Origin of the sequence: Embleya sp. NPDC020630, from assembly GCF_044334985.1 — a bacterium.
Taxonomy (GTDB): domain Bacteria; phylum Actinomycetota; class Actinomycetes; order Streptomycetales; family Streptomycetaceae; genus Embleya.
The window spans coordinates 19893-35281 of sequence record NZ_JBIRUB010000023.1 but is presented as its reverse complement, the minus strand read 5'-3'; the positions used below and the strand labels follow the sequence as shown (position 1 = coordinate 35281).

Sequence of the window (15389 nt, the reverse complement as noted above, 5' to 3'; positions counted from 1 at the left end):
GCATGCACCTGGATCCGGCCATCCGTCATCGGACCGGGCCTATCGGCGCGACCCCGCGCATGAACATCGAAGGCCGCAAACGCGGTTGGTGACCTGGGCGCGGCCGACCGGGCGGCATCTTGTTCGCCGTCGCCGGTCGGCCGTACCTTGCCGGGCATGGACATGGAACTACGCCATCTGCGCACCATTCGGGCCATCGCGGATGCGGGCAGTCTGACCCGCGCGTCCGCCGTGCTGGGTCTGGCTCAGCCGGCACTGAGTACGCAACTCAAACGGATCGAAAAGGCCTTGGGCGGCGCGCTGTTCGAGCGCGGCCGCGAGGGGGTCACCTTGACTCCGCTCGGCGAACTGGTGCTGGACCGGGCCCGAATGTTGTTACCCGCTGCCCGGGAACTCCAGGAGGAGGCCGTACGGTTTGCCAATCGGGTGGGAGTGACACCCAGATTTCGCCTCGGCGGCACGCACGGACCGCTGTTCGGCGGTCTGGTCGACCGGCTCGCCGAGGAACATCGCGCCGACACGGTGACCACACACATGTCGTGGTCCAACCGGGAGTTGACCGCCATGGTGGCAACCGGGCGACTGGACTACGTGCTGCTCGGCGCGTGCGGCGAGAGCCGCCCGGCGTACGGCGGTGGGCTGGCGTGGCGCGAGGTGGGCACGGATCCGGTCTTCCTGATGCTCGCCCACGACCACCGGCTCGCCGGCGAACGGGAGGTGGATCTCGCCGCGTTCGCCGACGACAGCTGGGCCGCCGTTCCCGGCGAAGGGTGCTTCGAGGACTGCTTCTTCACCGCGTGCGCGCGGGCGGGCTTCACCCCGCGGGCGGTCTACGAAACGGACGTGGCCGCCTGCGTGTACCTCAGCCAGGTCGGCCGCGCCGTCGGCCTGTGTCGGGCGACGATGCCACCGATGCCCGGTATCGCACGGGTCGCGCTGGCCGGCACACCGCTCTCGTGGCGACACCTGATCGGCTGGCATCCGCACGCCCCCGCCGCGCGCACCGCGTCCCTGGTGACCGAACAGGCCCGCGCCGCACACGCGGCGGCGGTCCGCGAGGCCCCGGACTATGCCGACTGGCTCGCCGATCACGAAGGCTACGGAACGGCGAACTGACCCCGGACCACCAGCGCAACAGCCCGTCCATATCACGGTGTTAGGGGTCGACTGACAGGTACCTCGGCCCACATCTCGCAGATACGTTTCTGTCGTCCCCCTCGACAGGAGTCCCCATGCGTCTCAAGCATGTCGCGGCCGCGTCCTGTGCCGCCCTGCTCACTGTCCTGTCCCTCGGCGGCACCGCGACCGCCACCTCCGACCCCACTCCCCCCTCCTCCGGCGACGACGCCCTCGTCGTCCCCGTCGGGCCCGCCCCCGCCGCCCCCGAAGGCATCGTCGAGGCCCTCCAACGCGACCTCGGCCTCACCCCGAATGTCGCCAAATCCCGCCTGGCGAACGAATATCGAGCCGCCGTCCAGGAGCCGCTCCTGCGCCAACGCCTCGGCGCGCACTGGGCCGGAGCCTGGCTGAGCGGCGACACCGCGCAGTTCGTGATCGCCACCACAGACCGACGCGACGTGCGGGTCATCGAGGCCAACGGCGCCACCGCACGGGTGGTCCCGCACTCGCTCGCCGACCTCGATCGGGTTCGTGAGGCACTCGACCGCTCCGCACAGCGTCGGGCCCCTGCCGACACACCGCTGTGGTACGTCGACGTCGCGACCAACAAGGTCGTGCTCCAGTCCCACGACCCCGCCCGCACCCGCGCGTTCGTTGCGGACAGCGGAGTCAAGGCCGCCGCGGTCGAGATCCTGCCCTCCGCCGTACAACCACGCGTGCTGGCCGATCTGCGCGGCGGCGACGCGTACAACATCAACGGCAACACGCGCTGCTCCATCGGATTCCCGATCACCCGCGGCACCCAGGGCGGCTTCGTCACCGCCGGACACTGCGGCCGAGCCGGTTCCACGACCACCGGCAACGGCGCGGCGCAGGGTACGTTCCAGGGGTCGTCCTTCCCCGGCAACGACTACGCGTGGGTGGCCACGAACGCCAACTGGACCCCGCGCGCGCTGGTCAACCGCTATCCCGGCACGGTGCCGGTGGCCGGATCCACCGAGTCGCCGGCCGGATCCTCCATCTGCCGCTCCGGCTCCACGACCGGTTGGCACTGCGGCACGATCCAACAGCACAACACGTCCGTGACCTACCCGCAGGGCACGGTCACCGGCCTCACCCGCACCAACGTATGCGCCGAACCGGGCGACTCCGGTGGGTCGTTCATCTCCGGCAGCCAGGCCCAGGGGGTCACCTCGGGCGGGTCCGGCAACTGCTCGTCCGGCGGCGAGACCTACCACCAGCCGGTCAACGAGATCCTCCAGACCTATGGTCTGACCCTGGCCACGGGCGGCGGCAACCCGCCGACGGGCTGCGCCGGGGCGCAGAACACCTACACCGGCACCCTCGCCTCGGGCGCCCAGGCCATCCAGCCCGACAACTCGTACTACGAGACCACGACGTCCGGCACGCACACCGGTTGCCTGACCGGACCGGCCGGCGCGGACTTCGACCTCACCCTCCAGAAGTGGAACGGCTCCACCTGGAACGCGGTGGCCGAAGGCACCACTCCGGAAGCGGACGAGACGATCTCCTACAACGGAACCGCCGGCCGCTACCGCTACATCGTGCTCGCCTACAGCGGCTCGGGCAGCTACACCCTGGGGGTGAGCAAGCCCTGACCCAGGCCTGACCCCAACCTGACAGCGCCGAACGAACCCACAACGATTCGGCACCGAACGGGTGCGGACGTCCCCCGGGACGTCCGCACCCGTTGCCGCGCCTACCCCGGCGCCGGGCCGTCGGGATTGCGGACCAGCGGGAGAAGGACCTCGTCGACGACCTGTTCGATGAACGCGTCGTCGAGGCCGTCCCGGCCCGTGAGGTTCTGGTACACGACGACCGCGATGCCGACCCGGGCGATCAGCGGGGTCGCCGCGCCCGGCCGCACATCGCCGCGGGCCTCGCCGGCCCGGAGCACGTCGAGCATCATGCGTCGGGCCGGCGCGGATACCCGAGTGCGGACCACGTCGTGGGTGGCGTCGGCCTCCGCCTTGGCCAGTTGCAGCGCCGGATCGCCGGTCACCGTACAGGCGCTGAACATGAACCGCAGCACCGCCAGCAGGTCGCGGCGCAGGTCCCCGACGAGCTCGACGTCGTCGGCGTCCGGGAGCCGGTCGCGGAGGGCGTCGGACAGCAGCGCCTGCTTGTCCGACCACCGGCGGTACAGCGGCGCCTTGCCGGTCCCGGCCGCCGCCGCCACGCCGTCCATGGTCAGGCCCGCGTAGCCGACCTCCAGCAGCTGGTCGAACACCGCCTGGTAGATGGCCTGTTCGAGCGCCCGGCCACGCCGCCGCACGGGCGTGGCGTCGTGGCCGGGCGGCTCGTGCGTACCCGGGCGGTCGGGAGCGGAGGCCAAGGCGGATCACCTCTCTCAAGTCGTGCACCGATTATCGCCGAAGACTTGTAAGAGACCAAAGAGTCTCCTAATCTCGTCGTGTCACTAGAGACGTCAACGTCTCTAATACGGCGCTGCGCGCTCGTGCGCGCCGTCACCCCACACTCGCGCATCGGCATGCCATGCCCGTTGCCACGCCCGCATCCGCGACCACGATCACACTTCGGGGGATTCACCATGTCCACATCCGCCACCGCGCCCGCCACCGGGCAACCGCCCCACGCATCCGCGCCGCCCGCGCCACGATCCGGACTCGTACTGGCCGTCGTCACCGGATTCATGCTGCTGATCGGCATCGACGTCACGGTGGTCAACCTCGCGCTACCGCGCATGGGCGACGCCCTCGACATGTCGCGCACGTCCGTGTCGTGGGTGCTCAACGCCTACACCCTGGCCTTCGGCGGCTCCCTGCTGCTCGCCGGACGGCTCGGCGACGTATTCGGTCGCAAACGCGTCTTCCTCGCCGGCGCGACCGTGTTCACCGGCGCCTCCCTGCTCGCCGGCTGCGCCCCGTGGGCCTGGTGGCTGATCACCGCGCGCGTCCTCCAGGGCCTCGGCGGCGCGCTCGCGGCTCCGAGCACCATGGCCCTGATCGTCAGCACGTTCGACGGCCATGCTCGCGCCCGAGCCATCTCCTGGTACTCCGCCGTCCTGGGCGGCGGCGCCTCCGTCGGGCTCGTCCTGGGCGGGGTGGTCACCGATCTCGCCTCGTGGCGCTGGGTGTTCCTGATCAATGTGCCCCTGGGCGCGCTGATGATCGGGCTCGCGGCGCGGTTGATCACCGAGCCCGCGCGGGCCCGGACCGATCGGCCACGACGGTTCGACGTCGCGGGCGCGCTGACCGCGACGGCCGGAATGGGCGCCCTGGTCCACGCGTTCATCCGCGCCGCCGCGCACGAGTGGCGCGACGCCCGCACGATCGGGTCGCTGATCGCCGGCGCCGTGTTGTTGATCGTGTTCTTGTGGGTCGAAAAGCGTGCCGCCGAACCACTCACCCCGCTGCGCCTGGCCACCCGTGGCACGCTGGCGCGCGTACTGCCCGCGATCACGGCGGCGGGGGCCGCGATGTTCAGCGTGTTGTTCCTGCTGGCGCAGTACTTCCAGGACGTGCGCGGCTTCGGCCCGGTCCGGGCGGGCCTGGCCTTCCTGCCCCTGATGGTCGCCCAGTTCACCGTCGCGCGCCTGTCCCCGGCACTGGTGCGCCGAGTCGGCACGGCATGGCCGGCGGTGCTCGGCTTGGCGCTGGTGGCCATGGGGTTGGCGTGGCTCGGGCGACTCGACGAGCACGACACCTATGTCGGCGGTGTTCTGGGGCCGCTGTTGGCGATCGGCATCGGGATCGGCGCGGCGATGCCGACGATGAGCACCTACGGGATGTCCGGCATCGACCCGCGCGAGTCCGGGGCCGCGTCGGGTCTGCTCCAGACCATGCAGTGGATCGGCGGCACACTCGGCCTCGCCGTGTGGGTGACGGTGTTCGGTGCCGCGACGCGCGACGCGTCCTCGAACGGCAGCCCCGAACACGTCCTGACGCACGGCATCGCGACGGCGTTCGCGGCGGCGGCCCTGTGCGCCGCCGCCGCGTTCGCCGCGGCGCTCCCCCTGTTCCGCCGCCGGCTTCGGGACTGATACACGACTCCCGGCCCCGGAGCCGGGTCGAAAACACGAACCCGCTTTCCACAAGGGCAGGTTCGTTCGCCGTGCCATCATCGGGCGATGGAGAACATGCGCTGTACCTACTGTGAACACGTTGGATTGGAGCCCGGGTTCATCGAGGACAACGGTCAATACTCGCCCGGACATGCCCTGTGGATCTCGGGATTCATCGAGCGGGGGGCATTCGGGGGAGTGAAGCGAATGGGCAAGCAGCGCTGGCAGATCGACGCGTTCCGCTGCCCGCACTGCGGGCACCTTGCCCTGTTCGCCATCCAGCCGGTCTGAGCGGAACGCGGCGTCGGATCACGGGCGGGCCGGTTCCGCGAAGGGGCGGATCAGGTCCTCGGGGGTGTGCGCTTCGCCGTTCTTCACCACCATGCGGACGTCCGCCAAGGCGGCGATGTCGTGGGAGGGGTCACCTCCGGTGATCACGAGATCGGCGAGCTTGCCAGGTTCGACGCTGCCCAGATCGTCGGCCACGCCGAGCTGTCGCGCGGGCAGCAGGGTCGCGCTCTGGAGGGCCTGGAACGGGGTCATGCCGTACGTGACCATGGCCCGCAGGTTCAGATGCAGCGCGACGGCGGTGGAGTCGAGCGGCGCGTCGGTGCCGGCAAGTACCGTGCCGCCGGCGGCGATCAGCCGCTTGGCCACACCGACGTCGCGGCGCGCCTGCTCCGGTGTCCCGTCCAGGAAACCGCACGGGCCCTGCCCCAGCGCGCACAACACCTTGGCGTGCAACGCCCGGCGCTCCTGCGCGGGGTACAGCGCCCGCACGCGCGGATCCTGCTCGATGCCCGGGTCGTCGGCGAGCAGCGAACCTGAGCTGAACAGCGTGGAGCTGACCGGCATCCCACCGGCCGCCTCCAGCTTGAAGACGTCCTCGTAGGCGTTGCCGAGGGAGGATTCGCGGGCGAACGCGAACCCCCACTTGGATGGTGCGGCCAGGTGCTCCTTCATGTCCACACCGATGCCGACGGCGGGATACAGGTAGTGCGAGGTGGTCGGGATGCCCAGGCGGTGTGCCTGCCCGGTGACCCGGGCCTGCCAGTCCACCCGGAACCGTTCGTAGGTCTTGACCAGGTCGTAGTCGAGCGCCCGCACCCGGGACAGTTCCAGGTCCAGTTGCCGTTCGTCGCGCACCGGGCGCGCGAACTCCCAGTTGAATCGGGTGCCTTCGAGCATCTCGCCGGTCGCGAAGAACCTCGGTCCGAGCCGGGCGCCGGAGTCCAGCGACTCGCGGTCCTCCAGCGCGCGGTAGGCCGGGTCGCCGGTCGAGCGGGTGGTGGTGATGCCGTAGGACAGCAGCAGCCGGCCCTGGCGGTCGCCGAAGGACTTCGAGCGCATCTCCTGATGGTTGTGCATGTCGGTGAGGCCGGGGGTGACGGTGAGTGTGCTCGCGTCGACGAACCGCCAGTCCTTGCCGGAGCGATGCGCACGATGGGGTTCGACGGCGCGGATCCGGTTGCCCACCACCACGATGTCGACGTCGGTGCGCACGTCCGGGCTGCGGCCGTCCCAGAGCCGGCCGGCGTGGATCACCATGCGGGTATCGGGCCGATCGCGGGTGTAGGTGAGTTGCACGGGGATGTCGCGGGTTCGCCCCTCGGCCACGGCGGCATCCGCCGGGGCGGCGGTGCCGGACTCCAGGGTCGTGGTGCGCAGTGTGCCGTTGTGCAGGTACAGCAGCGTTTGCGAGTCGCCGCTCCAGCTCGGCGCGTCGCCGCCGTCCCGGGTGACGCGGCGGGCCGGACCCGTGGGATTGCCCGCCGGGTCGACCGGCAGCACGTGGATCGCGCCGTCCATGGTGAAGGCGAGTCGGCGCCCGTCCGGGGACCAGACCGGGCCGTCGTCGCCTCGGGTGGTGATCGAGCCGAGCGGGGCGGGGTCGACGATGCGGGTGGTGCCCGACGCGACGTCGGCGAGCATGATCCGGTTGCGTTCGGCGTCGTTGACGGTCAGCGCCAGGGTCCTGCCGTCCGCCGACCAGCTCGGGCGACCGGGCACGTTCGGCAGGGCCGGGCCGAGCACGGGGGTGACCGCGCCGGTGGTCGTGTCCACGGTCAGGGTGCGGTAGACCTCGTCCTGGAAGGCCAGGGTGTGGCCGTCGGGGGACCAGGCGGGGGCGAACTCGGTGCCGGGCAGGCTGGTGACCCGGCTTTCCCGACCGTCGGCGAGGTCGAGGACGTACAGGTCCTCGGTGCCGGCCTTGTCGGACGCGTAGGCGATGCGGGTCCCGTCCCGCGACCAGGCCGGGTCGACCTCGTAGAACGCGTCCCGGGTCAACCGTCGGGGCCGGCCGCCGATGGGCAGCAGCCACAGGTCGTTGAGCGCCTTGAACACCACCGAGCGGCCGTCGGGGGACAACGCCGGGCCGACGATGCCGCGCACGGTGCGCGGCGCGCGGGAGTCGAAGTCGTGCTTCTTGGGCGGGTAGTGGGGCCGCTTCAGCCGGAAGGTCGCGGAGAACGGCACGGTGCGGTCGGCCCCGGCGCCGGCGGTCGTGGTCCCGTCCGTCCCGGTGCCGAGGCGCGAGACCGCGAGCCGGCCGTTGGCGCCGTACGCGAGTTCGTCGGCGGACAACCACTGCGCCGGGAAGGGGAACACGTCGTCGTACCCGCCCACTCGGCGGATCGCTCCCGTCTCGATCTCGGCGACCGACAATGTGCCGCCGGAGCGGTCGCCCCGCACGAACGCGATCCGGCGCCCGTCCGGGGACCAGGACGGCGCGGTGAGGAACGACGCGCCGGCGGCCGGGACCACGGTGCGTACGGTCCCGGTCCCCAGGTCGACGCTCTCCACCGTGTTGCCCTGGACGTAGGCGATCGCGCGACCGTCCGGCGACCACGTGGGCTGGCTCTCCTGGGTCGGCGTGGTGGTGACCCGGCGCGGTTCGCCGCCGCGCGTGTCCACGGTCCAGATGTCCTGCCCGCCGGCGCGGTCGGACGCGAACGCGATCCGGGTGCCGTCCGGGGACCACGCGGGATGCAGGTCGTCGTGGTCGCCGAAGGTGAGCTGCCGCGAGTCGTGGCCGTCGACCTCGACGGTCCGGATGTGGAACATGCCGTCGGCGAAGGACTGCACCGCCACGCGGCGGCCGTCCGGCGACATCGCGGGCCGGAACGGGTCGAGCGGCTTGTCGGCGATCGGCGTCGCGGTGCCGCCCTCGCGGGGCAGCGAGAACAGTTGCCCCTGGAGATCGAAGACGAGCGGACCGTTTCCGGGGGCGGCCGCCACGGCGAGGTTGGTGCCCTCGGTGACCGTGACCTCGGTCGTATCGGCCGCCGGATCGCTCCCCTGCGACCTCCCGGCCGCCGCGGTGGTGGTGGCGGCGATCAACACGAGTGCCAGGGCGCACACCCGCGCCGCGCCGGGGAGGCGTCGACGCCGCATGGCGCGGCTCACAACCCGAAGGCGAGCAGCACGGTGCCGTGCTCGCTCGGATAGCCGGGGTAGTAACCGGACTGGACGTACAACATGCCGTCGGCGATCACCGCGCCGCCGTTGCCCGAGATCGCGCTGCCGAATCCGGTGAGGCCGTTGACCCCGGCGAAGTCGCGAATGGTGTCGAAGGTCCACAGGACCTTGCCGTCACGAGCGTCGTAGATCCGCATCTTGCCGTCGTTGCTGCCCTCGTACACGAGCCCGTGGGTGCTGCTGACGGCCGGGGTGTGCGCGAGCCCGCACACGTTGGGGAACTTCGCGGCGCCGCCCGTGGTGCAGCCGTCGGCCGGATTGGGCGTCTGCCACCGCACGTCGCCGTTGGCCGGGTTCAACGCGAACAGTGTGCCGGGATTGGCCCGATAGGTGGCCATGTACAGGGACTTGCCGTCGTAGCTGCTCCCCCACTGGAGCCCGGAGAGCCCGCCCCCGGGCATCGGCACGGACAGTTGCCGGCGCCATTTGACCTCGCCGGTGCGCGCGTCGAACGCGTGGTAGACGCCGCTCTTCTGGCCGACGCCGACCATGGTGCGCCCGTTGACCCTGAACAGGTTCGGGGTCGCGCCGATGTCGAAGTCCAGTGCGGTGCCGTCGCGTTGCCCCGGGCAGTACCCGTCGTTGTCCGGGAAACCGCACAACAGTCGCCAGGTGTCGGCCTTGGTCACCTGCTGCTTCCAACGCACCGCGCCCGAGCGCGCGTCGAGCGCGAGCAGCGAGTCGAAATCGCCGGTGGTGCCGGAGTAGAGCTGGCCGGTGCCGACGTACAGGGTGTCGGTACGCGGATCGATGATCGGCGAACTCCACACACCCGCGCCGGACGGCTCGAAGCGGGTCGCCCCGCTGGGCCAGGTGCCCACCGCCTGGGGTTCGGGCACCGTGTAGTGGCGCCAGGCGAGTTCGCCGGTGTCCGCGTCGAAGGCGTCGATGTGGCCCCGGAAGGTGCAGCACGGATAGGTGCGATCCGGGTTGATGTTCTCGCCACTGGACGCACCGACGTAGATGCGGCCGTTGTGGTAGACGGGCGAACTGGTGTGCATTCCGGCCGCGTGCGGTTCGGTGTTCTCGGCCCAGGCGACCCGCCCGGTCCTGCGGTCCAGTGCGTACAGGAAGCCCCGGTTGTCGCCGAAGAAGACCTTGCCCCGCGCGACCGTCGGGCCGTCGATGACCACGCCGTTCGGGTCGACCGTATTGAGGTCGAAACTCCACTCCGTGGCACCGGACTTGGCGTTCAGGGCATGGAACTTCCCATCGGGACTGCCGAAGTAGATCGAACCGTCGACCACGGCGGGCTGGCTCTTCGCCGGGAAGCCCGTCTTGGAATAGGCGAACGCCCACTTCGGGTTCAGCTTGCCCGCGGTGTGCGCATTGATCCGCCACTCCGCCGCGTTGTGCCGGGAACCGGTGCGATCCCCCTGCCAGGTCGGCCAGTCGCCCGGACGACCGTACGATTCCTCGGCGCCGTCGGCGGCCCCGGTGCCCGACAACAACAGCGCCGCGACGGCGACCATCGCTGCGATGCGCCCTCTCCCCTTGAACACAGGCACGTCCACTCCCGTCCTGAGGCACTGGCGAGTCACCAGTCACGAGTCGCCTCAGGTTTCCGTCATCCGACATCGTGTGAACCATGCCGAAAGGGAGATGGGGTCCGCGCTATGGCGCGGCGCGGTCAGATCGCGACCGGGGCCTTGATGGCCGGGTGGTGGCGGTAGTCGACCACCTCCACGTCGGCGTAGGTGTAGTCGAACAGGGACTCGGCTCGACGCAGACGCAGTGTGGGGAACTCGAACGGGGTGCGGGAGAGCTGCTCGGTCACCTGCTCGACGTGGTTGTCGTAGATGTGGCAGTCGCCGCCGGTCCAGATGAAGTCGCCCGGTTCGAGGTCGACCTGCTGCGCCACCATGTGGGTGAGCAGGGCGTAGCTCGCGATGTTGAACGGGACGCCGAGAAACAGGTCCGCGCTGCGCTGGTACAGCTGGCAGGAGAGCCGGCCGTCGGCGACGTGGAACTGGAAGAAGGCGTGGCACGGCGCGAGGGCCATGTTCGCCAGCTCGCCGACGTTCCAGGCGGAGACGATCATCCGGCGGGAGTCGGGGTCCCGGCGCAGGGTGTCGAGCACCTCGGCGATCTGGTCGATGTGCCGGCCGTCCGGCGTGGGCCAGGTGCGCCACTGGACGCCGTAGACGGGTCCGAGGTCGCCGTTCGCGTCGGCCCATTCGTCCCAGATGGTGACGCCGTGCTCCCGGAGCCAGCCGACGTTCGAGTCGCCGCGCAGGAACCACAGGAGTTCGTACACGATCGACTTGAGGTGCACCTTCTTGGTCGTGACCAGCGGGAATCCCCGCGAGAGGTCGTAGCGCAGTTGGTGCCCGAACACACTTCGGGTGCCGGTGCCCGTCCGGTCGGCTTTGGCCGTCCCGGAGTCGAGCACCAGGCGCAACAGGTCTTCGTACTGGGTGTCTGACACAGCCGTCGAGTCTATGGGTCGTCCGCGCGGCGCGATGTCAGGGGCGGTGGGCGGTGACGAGCCAGGCGTGGGAGTCGAAGTACACGCCGGTGCCGGTGTCGTGGGCGGACAGGGTGGCGCGTAGGCGGGTGCGGGCCTGCTCCGCGGTGGTGGGGTCGAGGCCGGCGAGGCGGTCGTCGAATTCCTTCAGGCGGCGGACGGCCTCGAAGGCGGTGGCGCTGTCGGGGCCGTAGTAGACGGGTTCGTGTACGTCCGTGAAGGTGACGTCGGTGAAGCCCGCGGCCGTCAGGATACGTTCGGTGACGGCCGGGTCGGCGAGGGAGAAGGCGTCCGGGCCGCCGGTGGGCGGGGCGGGTGCGGGCGTCGTGTCGGGGAGGGTTCGGCGGATGGCGGTGGCCCATTCGTTGTGGTCGCGGTCCTGCCAGACCAGCAGTACCAGCCGTGCGGCCGGGCGCAGGGCGCGGCCGATGTTGGTGAAGGCGGCGACCGGGTCGGCGAAAAACATGGTGCCGAATCTGCTGATGCAGGTGTCGAAGTGTGCCGGGGGGAAGCGGTGGGTCTGGGCGTCGGCCTGTTCGTAGGTGATGTTGGTCAGTCCCTGGTCGTGGCCGAGCCGACGGGCCCGGTCGAGCATGCGGGCACAGACGTCGACGCCCAGCGCGCTGCCGGCGACGGCGGCGCGGGCGGCCTCGCGCGTGGTCTGGCCCGTGCCGCAGCCGATGTCGAGGACGTGGTCGCGGGGGCCGATGCGGGCGGCGGCGCGGAGGTGGTCGTTGTGCGGGCGCAGCTCGGCGTCGTAGTCGAAGAGGTTGGTGTCGCCGGTCGGATGCGCACCGGTGGGCGGCCGGGTGTCGGGCGCCGCCTGGGTGGGGCGGTTCCGGTCGGGCATGGTTGTCACCGGTTTCTTTCGTTACGGGTTTCGATGTGTCCGTCGTTACGGGCGTCGATGTGTTCGTCGGCACGTGGGAGGCGGTGCCTCAGGGCCGTATCGGGCCGTCGTGGAGTACGCCTCGCACCTGGTCCACCGACACGGTGTCCGGCGCGAACTCCGCCAGCCACCACGTGGCGCCCGCGTCGGCGTAGGGGGTCGGGTCGGTGCCGGGCGGGAGGGCTACGGCGATGTCGTACGGGGTCGTGCTCGGCGGGCGGAGGTCGGTGAGGGTGGCGACGATGTCGGCGAGTCGGTCCGGGTGGTCGAGATTGATCGGGAAGAAGCCGTCGTACCGGGCGGCGCGGCGCACCGGTTTGGTGTTGCCGGGGAATCCGGCCGCCCACACCGGCACGCCGGGCCGCTGCACCGGTCGGGGCAGGAAGGTCATGTCGTCGACGGTGTAGTGCCGGCCGTGGTACCGCACCGGGTCGCCGGACCACGCGGCGGTGAGGATCTCCAGCGACTCGTCGAGCATCTGCCCGCGCCGTACCGGGTCGGTTTCGTCACCGGTGGCGCGAAGTTCGTCGGCGAAGCGGTCGCTGCCGAGACCGACGCCGAGGGTGAGACGGCCGCCGCCGAGCCGGTCGAGCGTCGCGGTTTCCCTGGCCACCTTGGTCGGCCGGCGGCGGGCGAGCGGGGTGACCATGGGGCCGAACCGAAGGGTGTCGGTGGCGGCGGCGATCGCGGTCAGCGTGATCCACGGGTCGGCCACGTCGCGGATCGGCGACCGCCGGCTCAGGTGGTCCCAGACGAACAGGCCGTGCCAACCGGCCGCCTCGGCGTCGGCGGCGAGGCCGGCGACCACCGCCGGTTCGGCCAGTTCGTCGAACAGCGGCAACCACAACGCCGAGCGCAGCCCGGGCACGGCCGGCCGCCCGGGGTCCGCGGGGGCGGGGTCGGGGTGGTCGCCGGACACACGTCCTGCGGCGGACCGGGCAGCTCGCGGCCGGCGGGTCGCGGGCCGAGCGACGGTACACCGGGAGTCGTACGGCCCGGTGCCCATCCGCGCGGCGGCGGGAGAGGCGGCGCGGGGCCGGCGCGCGACGATCGGGGTCGCCGGGTCGGCGGGGGTGGCGCGGTCCGCGCCGGTCTCGGCGTCAGGGGCCCCGATCGGCTTGTCGCCGTGGGTGATCCGAGGGGTGTCGTGATCGCTCATGTGGGCCACGCTAGACCGGTGATTCCATCGCGAGAAGCGATGGTTTTCGATCGAATCGATCGTTTCCGGCGATGTTCACCGGCTAGGGTGAGGCCCATGCGTGACATGGAGTTGCGGCATCTCGCCGCGATGGCCGCCGTGGCCGACGAGGGCTCGTTCGGGCGGGCGGCCGTGCGGCTCGGATACACCCAGTCGACGGTGAGTCAGCAGATCGCGGCCCTGGAGAAGGTCGTCGGGGGCGCCGTGTTCGACCGGCCCGGCGGGCCGAAGGCCGTGCGGCTCACCCCGCTCGGCGCGGTGGTCCTGGAACACGCCCGCGCACTGCTCGCGCAGGCTCGGGCGATGACGGCAGCCGTGGACCGCTTCAAGGCCGGCGACGGACGGGTCGACATCGGCACGTTCCAGAGCGTGTCCAACGTGATCCTGCCGCCCATCGTCCGCACGCTGCGGGACGAGCACCCCGGCTGCGACATCAGGCTGTTCGAGGAGGAGGCCGACACGCCGCAACTGCGCGACCTCGACCTGATGTTCTTCGACGGCCGCGGCGACCGCGACGTCGAACACCTCAAACTGCTCGACGATCCCTACGTGCTCGTGGCCCGCCGCGGCACCTTCCCCGACGGCCCGGTACGCCCGGCCCACCTCGACGGCGCGCCGATGGTGGCGCACCCGCCGATCTGCGACCAGGCCCGGATGGAACGGGAACTCGCCCGCCGCGGCGTCCGGCCGCAGATCGTCTTCCGTACCGCGGGCAACGAAAGTGTGCTGTCGATGGTGCGCGCCGGCATGGGCTCGGCGATCCTCCCCCGACTCGTCGTGCACGGCGGCGACGTCCGCGCCGACGACACGCTGTGCCTGCACGAACTGCGACCCGCGCTCCCGGCCCGCGAGATCTTCCTGCTCTGGCAGGCCGGTCGCACCCACTCCCCCCTCGCGACACGGGCCATCGAGATCGCCGTGCGGGTTGCCGCCACGATCACCCGATCCGGGTGATCGCATCGGACCGCCTACCCCGCGCCCGTCGCCGCCGCCCGCGGGTCGGGCAGGTGTTCGCGGGCGATCACCTGCCCCATCGCGCGCAGCAGCGAGGCGGCCTCGGCGATCGAGCGGGTCGGGTCGGGTTCGAGGCTGCCGAGGCTGTAGCCGGCCAGGAACCCCGCCGCGACGACCTGTTCGCGGGTCAGGCTCAGCCGCCCGCACACGGCGACGACCGGCACGCGGGCGAGGCAGGCACGGCGGGCGACGCCGAGTGGGGCCTTGCCCTGGAGGGTTTGTGCGTCCATCGCGCCCTCGCCGGTGACGACCAGGGTCGCGGCGCGCAGTTCCCGGTCGAGCCCCACCGCGTCCAGGACCAGGTCGACGCCCGGGCGGCGCCGCGCGCCCAGGCCGACCAGCGCCCCGAAGCCCGCGCCGCCGGCGGCTCCCGAGCCGGGCAGCGCCGCCATCCGCGCGGCACGCGCACCCACGGTCGCCGTCAGGACGTCGAGCAGTCGGCCGAGACCGGCCTCCAGTACGGCGACGTCCTCGGGGCCGGCGCCCTTCTGCGGGCCGTACAGGGCGGCGGCCCCGCCGGGCCCGAGCAGGGGCGCGTCCACGTCGCCGGCCACCACGAACTCGGTGGCCGCCAACCGCGCGTCCAGGCCCGACAGGTCGGCGCCGGCCAGGCCGAGCAGGCCCGCGCCGCCGTCGGGTATCGCCCGCCCGTCGGCGGCGGTGAACCGGGCCCCCAAGGCGCCGAGCAGGCCCGCTCCCCCATCGGTACAGGCGCTGCCGCCCAGGCCCAGCACGACGGTGCGCGCGCCGGCGTCCAGCGCGGCCCGCACCACCTCGCCCGCTCCCCGGCTGCTCGCGGTGAGCGGCGCCGGGACGTGGTCGGGCAGCAGCGACAGGCCGCAGCTCTGGGCGAGTTCCACCACGGCCGTGGAGCCGCGTTGGGCGAAGGCGGCGCGGACGGGCCGGCCGGTAGGCCCGCCGACGGTGACGACCCGGCGCCGGAATCCGCGCCGGACCAGCGCGTCCACCGTGCCCTCGCCGCCGTCCGCGACGGGCAGTTCGGCCACCGACAGGCCGGGGCGAGCCCGGCGCAAACCGGCCGCGAGATGCCGGGCCACCTCGGCCGCGCCGAGCGAGCCCTTGAACTTGTCCGGGGCGAGCACCACATGGGGCACCCGCGCCCCGAGCGCCCGCGCGCCCGGCGCGGCGTCGGTGCCGCCGTCCGGGTCACGCGTTC

12 protein-coding genes are annotated in these 15389 nt (G+C 71.8%); 5 read left to right on the top strand and 7 right to left on the bottom strand.

Going from position 1 to position 15389, the window contains the following annotated elements; genetic code table 11:
* The first annotated feature begins 156 nt into the window (after window positions 1–156).
* Both ACH4XV_RS41260 and ACH4XV_RS41255 read left to right on the top strand, forming a co-directional pair.
* Window positions 157–1116, top strand: a complete 960-nt coding sequence (locus ACH4XV_RS41260) for a LysR family transcriptional regulator (RefSeq protein ID WP_395798537.1) — start codon at window positions 157–159, stop codon at window positions 1114–1116.
* Window positions 1117–1232: 116 nt separating this feature from the next.
* Window positions 1233–2738 (top strand): S1 family peptidase, encoded by a 1506-nt coding sequence (locus ACH4XV_RS41255; protein ID WP_395798535.1) that lies wholly within the window; start codon window positions 1233–1235, stop codon window positions 2736–2738.
* A 101-nt stretch (window positions 2739–2839) separates the two neighbouring features.
* On the opposite strand, the gene ACH4XV_RS41250 is transcribed toward ACH4XV_RS41255, so the two are convergent.
* A complete protein-coding gene (locus ACH4XV_RS41250; RefSeq protein ID WP_395798533.1) occupies window positions 2840–3475 on the bottom strand; it encodes a TetR/AcrR family transcriptional regulator in 636 nt (211 codons plus the stop codon).
* A gap of 216 nt (window positions 3476–3691) precedes the next feature.
* Here ACH4XV_RS41250 and ACH4XV_RS41245 point away from each other — a divergent pair, with 216 nt between their 5' ends.
* Together ACH4XV_RS41245 and ACH4XV_RS41240 are read left to right on the top strand one after the other, a co-directional pair.
* Window positions 3692–5143 (top strand): MFS transporter, encoded by a 1452-nt coding sequence (locus tag ACH4XV_RS41245; RefSeq protein ID WP_395798531.1) that lies wholly within the window; start codon window positions 3692–3694, stop codon window positions 5141–5143.
* A gap of 87 nt (window positions 5144–5230) precedes the next feature.
* Window positions 5231–5455 carry a hypothetical protein gene (locus ACH4XV_RS41240; protein WP_395798529.1) on the top strand — a complete coding sequence of 75 codons (225 nt, stop codon included), beginning with the start codon at window positions 5231–5233 and terminating at the stop codon, window positions 5453–5455.
* 18 nt (window positions 5456–5473) lie between these two features.
* On the opposite strand, the gene ACH4XV_RS41235 is transcribed toward ACH4XV_RS41240, so the two are convergent.
* From ACH4XV_RS41235 to ACH4XV_RS41215, 5 genes are all read right to left on the bottom strand, one after another.
* Entirely contained in the window at window positions 5474–8560 is a 3087-nt protein-coding gene (locus ACH4XV_RS41235; protein ID WP_395798527.1) for an amidohydrolase family protein, read from the bottom strand.
* A gap of 8 nt (window positions 8561–8568) precedes the next feature.
* A complete protein-coding gene (locus ACH4XV_RS41230; RefSeq protein WP_395798525.1) occupies window positions 8569–10152 on the bottom strand; it encodes a PQQ-binding-like beta-propeller repeat protein in 1584 nt (527 codons plus the stop codon).
* Between the two features lie 122 nt (window positions 10153–10274).
* On the bottom strand, window positions 10275–11072 hold the full coding sequence (locus tag ACH4XV_RS41225) for a thymidylate synthase (protein WP_395798523.1): 798 nt from the start codon (window positions 11070–11072) through the stop codon (window positions 10275–10277).
* Between the two features lie 37 nt (window positions 11073–11109).
* A complete protein-coding gene (locus ACH4XV_RS41220; RefSeq protein ID WP_395798521.1) occupies window positions 11110–11961 on the bottom strand; it encodes a class I SAM-dependent methyltransferase in 852 nt (283 codons plus the stop codon).
* Window positions 11962–12049: 88 nt separating this feature from the next.
* Entirely contained in the window at window positions 12050–13159 is a 1110-nt protein-coding gene (locus tag ACH4XV_RS41215) for an LLM class flavin-dependent oxidoreductase (RefSeq protein ID WP_395798519.1), read from the bottom strand.
* 96 nt (window positions 13160–13255) lie between these two features.
* Between ACH4XV_RS41215 and ACH4XV_RS41210 the strand changes: the two genes are divergently transcribed.
* The gene (locus ACH4XV_RS41210) at window positions 13256–14152 is read left to right on the top strand and encodes a LysR family transcriptional regulator (protein WP_395798517.1); all 897 of its coding nucleotides are present in this window, start codon (window positions 13256–13258) and stop codon (window positions 14150–14152) included.
* Window positions 14153–14166: 14 nt separating this feature from the next.
* Here the strand turns inward: ACH4XV_RS41210 and ACH4XV_RS41205 are convergent, their stop codons facing one another.
* Window positions 14167–15318 (bottom strand): glycerate kinase, encoded by a 1152-nt coding sequence (locus tag ACH4XV_RS41205; RefSeq protein ID WP_395798669.1) that lies wholly within the window; start codon window positions 15316–15318, stop codon window positions 14167–14169.
* Window positions 15319–15389 lie beyond the last annotated feature (71 nt).

Excerpts from the sequence above, each read along its gene's own strand:
- ACH4XV_RS41215 (WP_395798519.1), bottom strand. The coding sequence starts at position 13,159 with ATGAGCGATCACGACACCCCTCGGATCACCCACGGCGACAAGCCGATC.
- ACH4XV_RS41245 (WP_395798531.1), top strand. The coding sequence starts at position 3,692 with ATGTCCACATCCGCCACCGCGCCCGCCACCGGGCAACCGCCCCACGCA.
- ACH4XV_RS41240 (WP_395798529.1), top strand. The coding sequence starts at position 5,231 with ATGGAGAACATGCGCTGTACCTACTGTGAACACGTTGGATTGGAGCCC.
- ACH4XV_RS41255 (WP_395798535.1), top strand. The coding sequence starts at position 1,233 with ATGCGTCTCAAGCATGTCGCGGCCGCGTCCTGTGCCGCCCTGCTCACT.
- ACH4XV_RS41210 (WP_395798517.1), top strand. The coding sequence starts at position 13,256 with ATGCGTGACATGGAGTTGCGGCATCTCGCCGCGATGGCCGCCGTGGCC.
- ACH4XV_RS41235 (WP_395798527.1), bottom strand. The coding sequence starts at position 8,560 with ATGCGGCGTCGACGCCTCCCCGGCGCGGCGCGGGTGTGCGCCCTGGCA.
- ACH4XV_RS41260 (WP_395798537.1), top strand. The coding sequence starts at position 157 with ATGGACATGGAACTACGCCATCTGCGCACCATTCGGGCCATCGCGGAT.
- ACH4XV_RS41220 (WP_395798521.1), bottom strand. The coding sequence starts at position 11,961 with ATGCCCGACCGGAACCGCCCCACCCAGGCGGCGCCCGACACCCGGCCG.